This is a genomic window from Gallaecimonas xiamenensis 3-C-1, from assembly GCF_000299915.1.
Lineage (GTDB): Bacteria > Pseudomonadota > Gammaproteobacteria > Enterobacterales > Gallaecimonadaceae > Gallaecimonas > Gallaecimonas xiamenensis.
Genome location: NZ_AMRI01000004.1, coordinates 203,415 through 214,930, shown reverse-complemented (window position 1 = coordinate 214,930; position 11,516 = coordinate 203,415). Strand labels below are relative to the sequence as shown.

At 61.9% G+C, this 11,516-nt stretch carries 13 protein-coding genes; 11 read left to right on the top strand and 2 right to left on the bottom strand.

All coding sequences use genetic code 11. The features are described 5' to 3' along the window. Window positions 1-1,282: tyrosine-type recombinase/integrase (locus tag B3C1_RS04395; protein WP_008483184.1), on the bottom strand; the 1,282-nt coding region annotated here is incomplete at its 3' end. Between the two features lie 64 nt (window positions 1,283-1,346). After that, a complete protein-coding gene (locus B3C1_RS04390; protein ID WP_008483183.1) occupies window positions 1,347-1,721 on the bottom strand; it encodes a hypothetical protein in 375 nt (124 codons plus the stop codon). A gap of 249 nt (window positions 1,722-1,970) precedes the next feature. Here B3C1_RS04390 and ccoN point away from each other — a divergent pair, with 249 nt between their 5' ends. From ccoN to uspE, 11 genes are all read left to right on the top strand, one after another. Continuing rightward, window positions 1,971-3,401, top strand: coding sequence for a cytochrome-c oxidase, cbb3-type subunit I (gene ccoN / locus B3C1_RS04385; RefSeq protein ID WP_008483182.1), 1,431 nt, complete (start codon window positions 1,971-1,973; stop codon window positions 3,399-3,401). A gap of 11 nt (window positions 3,402-3,412) precedes the next feature. Next, entirely contained in the window at window positions 3,413-4,018 is a 606-nt protein-coding gene (gene ccoO / locus B3C1_RS04380) for a cytochrome-c oxidase, cbb3-type subunit II (RefSeq protein WP_008483181.1), read from the top strand. 9 nt (window positions 4,019-4,027) lie between these two features. Beyond that, entirely contained in the window at window positions 4,028-4,198 is a 171-nt protein-coding gene (locus tag B3C1_RS04375) for a CcoQ/FixQ family Cbb3-type cytochrome c oxidase assembly chaperone (RefSeq protein WP_008483180.1), read from the top strand. Beyond that, window positions 4,195-5,187, top strand: a complete 993-nt coding sequence (ccoP, locus tag B3C1_RS04370; RefSeq protein WP_008483179.1) for a cytochrome-c oxidase, cbb3-type subunit III — start codon at window positions 4,195-4,197, stop codon at window positions 5,185-5,187. Before B3C1_RS04375 ends, ccoP begins: the two co-directional genes overlap by 4 nt. Window positions 5,188-5,273: 86 nt before the next feature. Next, complete coding sequence (locus B3C1_RS04365; protein WP_008483178.1) at window positions 5,274-5,756, top strand: FixH family protein; 483 nt, start codon at window positions 5,274-5,276, stop codon at window positions 5,754-5,756. After that, window positions 5,746-8,094: a heavy metal translocating P-type ATPase gene (locus tag B3C1_RS04360; RefSeq protein ID WP_008483177.1), complete on the top strand. Its 2,349-nt coding sequence runs from the start codon at window positions 5,746-5,748 to the stop codon at window positions 8,092-8,094. Before B3C1_RS04365 ends, B3C1_RS04360 begins: the two co-directional genes overlap by 11 nt. Then, complete coding sequence (gene ccoS / locus B3C1_RS04355; protein ID WP_008483176.1) at window positions 8,091-8,249, top strand: cbb3-type cytochrome oxidase assembly protein CcoS; 159 nt, start codon at window positions 8,091-8,093, stop codon at window positions 8,247-8,249. Before B3C1_RS04360 ends, ccoS begins: the two co-directional genes overlap by 4 nt. Then, window positions 8,246-8,914, top strand: a complete 669-nt coding sequence (locus B3C1_RS04350) for a sulfite exporter TauE/SafE family protein (RefSeq protein ID WP_008483175.1) — start codon at window positions 8,246-8,248, stop codon at window positions 8,912-8,914. Before ccoS ends, B3C1_RS04350 begins: the two co-directional genes overlap by 4 nt. Before the next feature lie 45 nt (window positions 8,915-8,959). Beyond that, a complete protein-coding gene (locus B3C1_RS04345) occupies window positions 8,960-9,682 on the top strand; it encodes an FNR family transcription factor (RefSeq protein WP_035481061.1) in 723 nt (240 codons plus the stop codon). Window positions 9,683-9,814: 132 nt separating this feature from the next. Further along, window positions 9,815-10,510 (top strand): OmpW/AlkL family protein, encoded by a 696-nt coding sequence (locus tag B3C1_RS04340; protein ID WP_008483171.1) that lies wholly within the window; start codon window positions 9,815-9,817, stop codon window positions 10,508-10,510. Window positions 10,511-10,555: 45 nt separating this feature from the next. Continuing rightward, window positions 10,556-11,485: a universal stress protein UspE gene (uspE, locus tag B3C1_RS04335; RefSeq protein ID WP_008483170.1), complete on the top strand. Its 930-nt coding sequence runs from the start codon at window positions 10,556-10,558 to the stop codon at window positions 11,483-11,485. Window positions 11,486-11,516 lie beyond the last annotated feature (31 nt).

Here is an 11,516-nt window from a genome sequence, read left to right as displayed (position 1 = left end):
CCCCTTCCAGCCGATCCAGGGCCTTGTGTTGGGCGCTTTGGTGGCGCTCTTCGGTGCGGGTATGCAGATAGAGGCTGGTGGTGTGGATGCTGTCGTGGCCGGCGTCGGCCTGGACATGGGCCAGGGGCCGGCCGTTAAGGTTGATGTCGTGGGTGATGCCGGTGTGGCGGATATTGTGGGCGGTAAGGGTGCGCATCTCCTGGGCGTCCTGGAAGAAGCCGTCCTGCTCGGCCTGGTCGGCCCCGGCCTGGATCACCAGCTCTACCTCGTCCCTAAGCTGCCGCACCCCCAGGTTGGCATTGCGCAACCCCACTTCCCTGCCCCGCCCGGCGGCCCTTAGCCTGACCAGCAAGGGGCTGGCGTCCTTGGGTGACGGCAGCGCCCCAAGCCCCAAAAACTGGCGGTAACGGCCAAGGGCGTCCAACAAGGCTTTGGACACCGCCACAGTGCGGCTCTTGCCGCCCTTGCTGATGGGCACCCGAAAGCCCCATACCCCGGTGTGGCTGTCCCGCTGAAACTGGCCCATCACCGGCGAAAACCCCGGCCGCGCTGCCACTTCGGAGATGCGCAGGTAACAGCTGTACAGCAGGCTTATCAGAAAAAGGCTGCGCTCGTGGCGCTGGGGGTCACTCTTGGCCAGGGCTTTGGCGGCGCTCATAACGTAAGACCACTGTAATTCGCTAAAGACCTTGATGTCTTCGTCGCCCACAAAACGGCCGTCCACCAGGCTTTGGCGCTGGTTATGGCGGCTCCACAGCATGGCCGGGTTACGCTCCGTATACTCCTCGCCAATAAGGTAGCTGTAAAAGGACGACAGTATGGCCAGCTTGGTGGCCAGGGCCTTGTCGCTCAGCCGGTACGGCAGTGCGATGCCGTCCAGGCGCTTGCCCAAAAAGGGCCGCCACAGCGGATTGGGCACCCGTTGTTGCCAATGTTTGTCGTCAACAAACTGGGCCACGTTGCGAAAGGCGATCAGGGCCTCGGGGGGAGCCTGGCAGTAGGCCACGTAGCGGCCCATGGTGCGCCGGCTCAGCTCTCCTGGGCTTATTCCTTCCACGTCAAAGCACCAATGGAGGAAGGTGGTGAGCTCGGAGCGGTAGGCCTTGTAGTTGTTGTCGTTGTGGCGGGCTTCCAGTAGCCAGTCGACGGCGTGCTCGTAGACCAGGCCGGCGTCGGCCACCTTGTGCAGGGTGATTTGGGCCAGGTGCTGGTTCACCTGGGCATTGCCCTCTTCAAGCCAGGCCGGGCGGTCAAACAGGGGCAAAACGGGAGGCAGTTCCATGGGCGATACCGGCAAAAAGGCCGCAGCATACCGTAAAGACCAAAAATACTGAATATTTATACAGTTATTTATTGGCGGCCTGGTCCAGGCGCAATAAAAAGCGCGATTGCTGAACGCTGAGCTGCCAGGTCATGGGGCCGTGGGCGCAGCGGGCCAGTTGCACTGTGGCTTCGAAGCGGTCCGGGCCAACCCGGCGAAACGGCGCCGGCACCAGGCCCATGTACATCTCTACCCCTTCCAGTTGGCCCACCAGGCTGGCCACCTCTGCTGGCAACGCCAGGTGCAGGGTCAGGGTGATAGGCACCTGGGAGCGCAGCGGCCTGGGGCCCACCTCCAAGGTGGCGCCCTGGTGGGTGCAGGGGACCAGGGTAGCGTCACAAGAGGGTAGCGCCTGGGCCAGGGCCGGCAGCCAGGCCAGGGCAAACAGGGCTTTTCTCATCAAACCTCCTTGCAGGTTACAAAATAAGCTATCCCTTTGATCTGGCACAAGGGCTCTGCCGCCCTTCCCCACTAGCATGCCCCTGCTATGCTGGTTTTGTAACATCAAAAAATTGCTATAAAACTGTGGTGGTTAAGTTAGCGCCAGTGGTGATTTCCAGTAGACTATGGCGCAGAAGTGAGCAGCTCCCGTGAGAAAGCAGCACACGGGAGGTGGTGTAGAAGAACGACAGCAGCGGAAGCCAAAACGATGAGTCATACGAGTTCTCATGCTGACTACAACTACACTGTCGTGCGCCAGTTTGCCCTGGTTACTGTGCTGTGGGGCATTATTGGCATGGCAGTGGGTGTGTTCATTGCAGCCCAGCTGGTCTGGCCGCAACTGAATTTTGATACTCCCTGGTTGACCTTCAGTCGCCTGCGCCCCTTGCACACCAATGCGGTGATCTTTGCATTCGGCACCAGCGCCCTGTTCGCAACCTCCTACTACGTGGTGCAGCGCACCTGCCAAACCCGCCTCTTCAGTGACGGCCTGGCGGCCTTTACCTTCTGGGGCTGGCAGGCGGTGCTGGTGGCGGCAGCCATCTCCTTGCCGCTGGGCTACACCACCTCCAAGGAATATGCGGAGCTGGAGTGGCCCATCGACATCGCCATCGCGGTGGTGTGGGTGGCCTACGCCGTGGTGTTCTTCGGCACCCTGGTCAAGCGCAAGACCAGCCATATCTATGTGGCCAACTGGTTCTTCGGCGCCTTTATCCTGACGGTGGCGGTGCTGCATATCGTCAACTCCGCCGAGGTGCCGGTCAGCGCCATGAAGTCTTACTCCATGTACGCCGGGGCGGTGGACGCCATGGCCCAGTGGTGGTACGGCCATAACGCCGTGGGCTTTTTGCTGACGGCAGGCTTTTTGGGGATGATGTACTACTTCGTGCCCAAGCAGGCCGGGCGGCCGGTCTATTCCTACCGCTTGTCCATCGTCCACTTCTGGGCGCTGATCGCCACCTATATCTGGGCCGGCCCCCACCACCTGCACTACACCGCCCTGCCCGACTGGACCCAGTCGTTGGGCATGGTGATGTCCATCATCCTCTTTGCCCCGTCCTGGGGGGGGATGATCAACGGCATCATGACCCTGTCCGGCGCCTGGCATAAGCTCAGGAACGACCCGATACTGCGCTTTCTTATCGTGTCCCTTTCCTTCTACGGCATGTCCACCTTCGAAGGCCCAATGATGGCCATCAAGACGGTGAACGCCTTGTCCCACTACACCGACTGGACCATAGGCCACGTGCATTCCGGGGCCCTGGGCTGGGTAGCCATGGTGTCCATCGGCTCCCTCTACCACCTGATCCCGGTGCTGTTCGGCCAGGGCCGCATGTATTCCACCAAGCTCATCAACGTCCACTTCTGGCTGGCCACCATAGGGGTGGTGCTCTATATCGTCGCCATGTGGATAAGCGGGGTGATGCAGGGGCTGATGTGGAAGGCGGTCAACCCCGACGGCACTTTGGTGTATTCCTTCGTGGATGGGGTTGTGGCGTCCAAGCCGTTCTATTTCATGCGCTTTGTCGGCGGCTGCTTCTTTGTGGTGGGGATGTTGGTGATGGCCTATAACACCTGGCGCACCGTCTTTGCCCCCAAAGGGGCCCTGGCCCCTGAGCCCATTGAGCAAGTGGCCTAAGGAGCGGACCCATGAAGAACAAGCACGAGTTTATTGAGAAGAACGTCGGCTGGCTGGCGATCATGATCATCGTCGTCATCTCCTTCGGTGGCCTGGTGGAGATCACCCCGCTGATGTTCCAGGACCAAACTACCCAACCGGTGAAGAACCTGCGCCCCTACACGGCTCTGGAGCTGGAGGGCCGCGACATCTATATCCGTGAAGGCTGCGTGGGCTGCCACAGCCAGATGATCCGCCCCTTCCGCCATGAAACCGAGCGCTACGGCCACTATTCGGTGGCCGGTGAGTCGGTGTGGGAACACCCCTTCTTGTGGGGCTCCAAGCGCACCGGGCCGGATCTGGCCCGGGTCGGCGGCCGCTACTCGGACGACTGGCACCGCTGGCACCTGGAAAACCCGCGCCTGGTGGTGCCCGAATCGGTGATGCCCGGTTACCCCTGGCTTAACGAGAACATCCTGGACGGCAAACTGACGGCCAAGAAGATGGAAGTGTTCAGAAGCTTTGGTGTGCCCTACACCGATGAACAGATCCAAGGGGCCGAGAAGGCCGTGGCGGGCCATACCGAAATGGACGCCATCGTCGCCTACCTGCAGTCACTCGGCCACGCGCTGCAATAAGGCATGGATATGGATTACGGAACCTTCAGGGGTGTAATCACCCTGGTGATCTTACTGCTGTTCGTGGGCATTGCCGTCTGGGCCTGGTCGGCCCGGCGCCAAAAGGACTTCGAAGAAGCGGCCAACCTGGTGTTTTCCGACGAAGACACCCCTGATGACAAGCAGGAGTCAAAACAATGAGTAGCTTCTGGAGCATCTGGATCATCGTACTGACGCTCATCGTGATCATCGGCTGTGCCGTGGTCCTGTTCTGGGCACGCAGGAACTCCACCGACATCAAGGAGGGTGAACTGATGCACCACTCCTTCGACGGCATAGTGGAGATCAACAACCCGCTGCCCAGGTGGTGGTACTACATGTTCTGGTTCACCATCGTCTTTTCGTTGCTGTACCTGTTGCTGATGCCGGGACTGGGTAGCTTCAAGGGCCTGCTGGGCTGGCAATCGTCCATCCAGGACGCCCGCTCCCTGGCCGAAATCAAGGAAAAGGAAGCCAAGCTTCTGGCCAGTGGCAGCGGTTATATCCAGTACGAGCGGGAGATGACCAAGGCCGAAGCCACCTTCGGGCCCATCTTTGCCGCCTACGCCAGCCGCCCTATAGAAGAACTGGCCTACGACAAAGACGCCCTCAAGGTAGGCCAGCGATTGTTCCTGCAAAACTGCGCCCAATGCCACGGTTCGGCCGCCAAGGGGGGTAACGGTTTCCCCAACCTCACCGACAGCGATTGGCTCTACGGCGGCAAGCCGGAGATCATCAAGGAAACCCTTCTGCACGGCCGGGTAGCGCAGATGCCGGCCTGGGGCGATGCCCTGGGTGAGCAAGGGGTCAAAGAGATGACCGCCTACGTGCTGAGCCTGTCCGGGCGCAAGGTCAACCAGCAGTTGGCCGACGCCGGCAAGGCCAAGTTCGCCATGTGCGCCGCCTGCCATGGCCAGGACGGTAAAGGGGCCTACCTCAATAACCTGCCGGTGGCCGCCGGCGCCGCCCCCAACCTGACCGATGACATTTGGCTTTACGGTGGTTCGGAGCGGGCCGTGGAAGAAACCCTCCGTTACGGGCGCCATGGGGTGATGCCGGCCTGGCAAGACCGCCTGGGGGCGGACAAGGTCCACGTACTGGCCGCCTATGTCTATCGCCTCTCCAACCCCGAGCCGAAGGAACAGGAATAAGCGTTTGATTCTGTGAAAAAAGCCCTGCGCCTGTCAGGGCTTTTTGTTAGCCTCTCCCTATTGCTGCCTTTTCGACCGGAGGTGTCATGCAGCCCTGGTACAAGCAATTCTGGCCCTGGTTCTTGATTACCCTGCCCGTCTGCGCCGTGGTGGCCAGCTGTTACACCTTCTATATTGCGGCCACCGATCCTGCCGATCTGGTGGTGGCCGACTATTACAAGGAAGGCAAGGCCATCAACCTGGAACTGACCGAGCTCAATGCCGCCCAGAGCCGCCATATCCGGGCCACCGTCACCCAGGTGCCAGGGGGGCTGGATATGGTGTTGAGCGGCGACGACCTGGAGCCCGGCCTGGCGGTCAAGCTCAGCCTGCACCACGCCACCCTGGCCCGTAACGATTTCGACCGCATGCTGACCGCCAATGCCGCCGGTGTTTACCACCTGGTTCTGGACCACCCCATGGTCGGGCGCTGGCACCTGCAGGCCGAACCCTTTGACGGCCAATGGCGGGTCCAAGCCCAGGTAGATTTTGACGAGGAACACCAGGCGGTGCTGACCGGTGAGCCCTGACAACCTCTGTTACCACTGCCACCAACCCCTGGACCCGGGCAGCACCTTTCGCACCCGCATCCTCGGTAAGGACAGGGCCCTTTGCTGCGCCGGTTGCCAAGCGGTAAGCCAGGCCATAGTCGATAGCGGCCTGAGCGACTATTACCGCTACCGCACCCAGGCGGCGGTGGCCCCCGATGCCCTGGTACCCCAGGCCCTGGCGGGCTACGACAGCCCTGCCCTGCAGCGCCAGTTCGTGCACCAGGACGGGGAGCTGAGCGAGGTTATCCTGTCGGTGGATAACCTAAGCTGCGCCGCCTGTGCCTGGCTGATTGAAAAACGCCTGGGGGCCATGAACGGGGTGGCCCGGGTCCATGTCAACGCCACCAGCCAGCGCCTGCAGGTACGCTGGCAGCAAGATAGGCTGCCTCTGTCGGCCCTGCTAAAGGCCCTGGCAGACTTGGGGTACCCGGCCCTGCCCTTTGCCCCGGACCAGCAAGAAGCCCTCTACAGCGCCCAGCTCAAACGCCTTACCCTGCGCCTGGGCCTGGCCGGTATTGCCACCATGCAGGTGATGATGTTCGCCTTCGCCTTTTATTTCGGGGTGGGTAATGACGGCGAGCTGGGCCAGTATTTTCGCTACCTGTCCTGGGGACTGGCCAGCCCCGTCGCCCTCTATTCGGCCCAGCCCTTCTACCAGGCCGCCTGGCGCCAGCTGCGCCTGGGCCAGCCCGGTATGGATGTGCCGGTGTCCATCGCCATCCTCGGCGCCTACCTGGCCTCCAGCTACGCCACCTTTGGCGGCGGGGGCGAGGTCTATTTCGAGTCCATCGCCATGTTCACCTTCCTGCTGCTCACCGGCCGGCTGCTGGAGCTGCGGGCCCGGCACAAGGCGGCCCAGGGCGCGGCCAACCTGTTAAAACTGGTGCCTGCCCTGGCCTGGCAGGTCACCGACCAGGGGCCTTGCCAGGTGCCGGTAGCGCAATTGGCCCTGGGGGACAGGGTCCAGGTCAGGCCGGGGGAGAAGGTGCCCACCGATCTTCGCCTTACCAGTAGCGGCGCCGAGCTGGACGAAAGCTTTTTAACCGGCGAGGCCCTGCCGGTGGCCAAAAAGTGCGGCGACAGCCTCTATGCCGGTAGCCTTAACCTGCGCTCCCCCCTGGAAGGGGAAGTCAAAGCCCTGGGGGCCGACAACCTGGTGGCGGGGATTTTGCGGCTGCAAGAAGGCGCCCAGGCCCAAAAGCCCAAGAGTGCCCAATTGGCCGACCTCATAGCCCGGCGCTTTGTGGTGCGGCTGCTGCTGGTGGCGCTACTGACCTACCTGGGCTGGCTCTGGTGGCGCCCCGAAGACGCCTTCTGGGTAACCTTGTCGGTGCTGGTTGCCAGCTGCCCTTGCGCCCTGTCCCTGGCCACCCCTGCCGCCCTGACCTGCACCATGAGCCGTCTGGGCCAGCTGGGCTGGCTAGTGCGCCAAGGCGACAGCCTGGAAGTGCTGCCGCACATCGACACCGTGCTGTTCGACAAGACCGGCACCTTGACCCAGGGCCGCCTGGAACTGGCCGACATCAAAGCCATGCGCGGCGAGGCTGGCCATTGGGCAGCGGTAGCGGCCGCCCTGGAAGCGGGCTCAGAGCACCCCATAGCCCGTGCCTTTGACCCTTACGCCGCAACCCTCAAGGCCGACGGCATCGAAAACCACCCGGGCCAGGGAGTGAGCGGTACCCTGGCTGGGGTGTCTTACCGCCTGGGGTCGGCCGCCTTTACCCAGAGCCCGGATCTCGGGGCCAGCCTCTACCTTGCCGACCAACAAGGCCCCCTGGCCGGGTTTTGGCTCAAAGACCGCTTGCGGGACGACGCCCCTGACCTTATCGCCCGCCTTAAAGCCCGGGGGCTTGAGGTGGCGCTGTTAACCGGTGACGGCTCACCCCTGGCCGACCAGTTGGGCCAGTCCCTTGGCATCAAGGTCAGCAAGGGGCTGTTACCGGCCGATAAGCTGGCCCATATCCGCGCCTTGCAGCAGGGCGGCCACAAGGTGCTGGTGGTGGGCGACGGGGTTAACGACGCCCCGGTGCTGGCCGGGGCCGACCTGTCCCTGGCCATGGGCTCGGGAACCGACCTGGCCCGGGCCAGCAGCGACGTGGTGTTGCTGGGGGACCAGCTGGGCAAGCTCGACAGCGCCTGGCAGCTGGTGCTCAAGGGCCGGCGCATCATCCGCCAAAATTACGGCTGGGCCCTGTGTTATAACCTGGTGATAGTGCCGGTGGCGGTGCTGGGCCTGGTCAGCCCCTGGCTGGCCGCCCTTGGCATGTCCTTAAGCTCGCTGCTGGTGCTGTCCAATTCCCTGAGGTTACTGAAGTGAGCATCCTGGCCCTGCTGATACCCATTGCCGTATTGATCGTCATCATCGCCGTGGCGGTGTTCTTCTGGGCGGTGAAAAGCCAGCAATTTGAGGATCTCGACCGCCAGGGCCACAGCATCCTCTTCGACGAAGACGACAAGGATCCCAAACCGTGACCCTGGGGTTTTGGCCTGCGGTGCTGATGGGTCTGGCTGGCGCCGGCCACTGCCTTGGCATGTGCGGCAGCCTGGCCGGGGCCTTTTCCCTGACGGTGGCACCGAACCGGCGCCTGGTGACTTTACTGATGTACAACCTGGGCCGCCTGGCCAGTTACGGCCTGGCCGGCGCCCTGGTAGGGGGCCTTGGCGCCTATGTGAGCGCCATAGGCACGCCGCTGCTGCTGGCCTTTCGGCTGCTGGCCGCCTTGCTGCTGGTGCTGATGGCTTTGTACCTGTTGCGCTGGCACCTGGGGCTGATGCGCCTTGAAGCCCTGGGCCAGCACCTTTGGCGCCGCCTAAAACCCCTGGCCGGGGATCTGCTGCCCCTAAAGAATCCCTGGCAGGCCCTGCCCCTTGGCCTTTTGTGGGGCTGGCTGCCCTGCGGCCTGGTCTATTCGGCCCTGTCCTGGGCCCTGGTCAGCGGTTCGGCCCTTGATGGCGGCCTTAGCATGCTGGCCTTCGGCCTTGGCACCCTGCCGGTGATGCTGGCAACGGGGCTTGCCGCCACTAAACTCAAACAACTGCTGCAACATCCTGGCTTTAAAGGCCTTGCAGCCTTTATCCTATTGGCTATGGCGGTTAATCTGTTGTTTGTCACCTGGCGGCAATGGATGCCGGCGTGACCCCAAACCCCGATCTTTAACGTTTGTCAGCCAAGGAAGTATGAGATGCACCGGAATTCGTCTTGCGCCATCCACTGTCACGATTGCGCCATGAGTGAGCTTTGCATTCCTTTTACCCTGACCGACACCGAGCTCGACCAGTTGGACAGCATCATCGAGCGCAAAAAGCCGGTGCACAAGGGGGATGCGCTGTTCGAGGCAGGCCAGGCATTGAGCGCCCTTTATGCCATACGTTCCGGCACCATCAAAAGCTATACCCTGACCAAGGAAGGGGAAGAGCAGATCACCGGCTTTCACCTGCCTGGCGACATCATCGGCTTTGACGCCATCAACAAGGGCAGCCACGTTTCTTTTGCCCAGGCCCTGGAAACCGCCATGGTCTGCGAGATCCCCTTTGACACCCTGGACCGCCTGTCTGGCACCATGCCCAGGCTGCGCCAGCAGATCATGAGATTGATGTCCTCGGAGATCAAAGGGGACCAGGACATGATCCTGCTGCTGTCCAAAAAGACCGCCGAAGAGCGCCTGGCCGCCTTCTTGATGAACCTGTCCACACGCTTCGGGGCCCGGGGCTTTTCACCCAAGGAGTTTCGCCTGGCCATGACCAGGGGCGATATCGGCAACTACCTGGGGCTGACAGTGGAAACCATCAGCCGCCTGTTGGGCCGCTTCCAGAAACTGGGCCTTATCCAGGTGGCCGGCAAATTTATCACCGTCAGCGACCTGGAAGGGCTGCGGCGCATGGCCGCCGATCCGCTGGAGGTTTGATCCACATCATTCACCGGTAGCGAAGGGGCCTTAGGGCCCCTTTTCTTTTGATCCAGAGCAAGTTGCGGCATCCCCTCCCCCCCTAGTCTTGGCAGCAGTTCTTTTAGCCCTTTGCATTGATAGGGAGTTTATATGCGCTATTCAGCCCTGGCCCTCGCGGCTGCCCTGGTTTGTGGTCCTGCTCTTGCCGACGAGAGCGGCTGGCGTTTCACCGTGGGCGCCGCCCACGTCAACCCCAACGACGACTCCGGCCATCTGGGCAATGTGGAAGCCGCCGCCGGCCTGCCCAGCAACTCCACCAGCCTCAAGGTAGACAGCGACACCCAACTGGGCCTGACCCTCAACTACGACATCGACAGTGTCTGGTCCATAGAACTGCTTGCCGCCACCCCCTTTTCCCATGACATCAGCATGAGCGCCCCCGGCACTGCGGTTGACGGCCTGGATGTGGGCAAAACCAAGCACCTGCCGCCAACCTTGAGCCTGCAGTACCGTTTCCTCGACGGCAGCGCCGTTCGCCCCTACCTGGGCCTGGGTATCAACTACACCTTCTTCTTCGACGAACATGTGGACGGTGAGCTGGCCACCACCCTGGACAGCCTGGGCCTGACCGGTGACAAGAGCCTGGAGTTGTCCGACAGCATCGGCCTGGCTGGCCAGGCCGGTATTGACTGGGAAATCAATGACAAAACCTTCTTCCGTGCCGCCCTTTGGTACACCGATATCGACACCGATGCTAAAGTGAAGGTGAATGGGCAAACGGTCCAAAAGGTCAAGGTCAACATCGACCCCGTGGTCGCCTTTATCGGCCTTGGCTATCGTTTCTAACCACTCGGACGGGCCTGGCAACGGGCCCTCAATAAGGTGAACACCATGGCAGACTTCAACAAGATCCTGGTAGTGGCGGATCCTAATCAGAGCGAACAGCCGGCCCTGTCACGTGCCGCCTTCCTGGCCAAACGTACCGGTGCCCAAATCACCCTGTTCCTCAGCATCTACGACTTTTCCTACGAAATGACCACCATGCTCTCTTCCGACGAGCGTGAGGCCATGCGCCGGGGCATCGTAGACCAGCGTCAGGAATGGCTGGAACAACTGGCCAAACCCCTGGTGGATGACGGCATTACCCTGCAAACCAAGGTCACCTGGCACAACAGGCCCTTTGAAAGCATCATCAAGGAGATCATCGACGGTGGTCACCAGGTGTTGTTCAAATCCACCCATGAGCATTCCACCCTCAAGGCAGTGATCTTTACCCCCACCGACTGGCACCTGCTGCGTAAAAGCCCGGTGCCGGTGATGCTGGTTAAAGACCACGACTGGCCGGCCAAAGGGGTAGTGCTGGCAGCGGTCAACTGCGGCTCCGAAGACGAAGAGCATCAACAACTGGACGACAAGATCACCCGCGAAGCCCAGGCCCTGGCCAAGTGCATCGACGGTGACCTGCACCTGGTGACCGCCTACCCGGGCACCCCGGTCAATATCGCCATCGAGATCCCCGAGTTCGACCCCAGCGCCTACACCCAGGCCATGAAGGAACATCACCAGAAGCAGGCCCTGGCCCATGCTCAGGCCTTCGACATTGCCCCTGACCATATCCACGTCAAAGAAGGCCTGCCCGAAGACGTGATCCCGGCCATCGCCGAGCAATTGGACGCCGAACTGGTGGTGATGGGCACGGTGGGCCGCACCGGCATCTCCGCTGCCCTTATCGGCAACACCGCCGAGCATGTCATAGACCGCCTGGTCAGTGACGTGCTGGCCTTGAAGCCGGACGGTTTCAAGAGCCCCATGGCCAAATAAGGTCCCTCAACGCCGCGCATAGCGCGGCGTT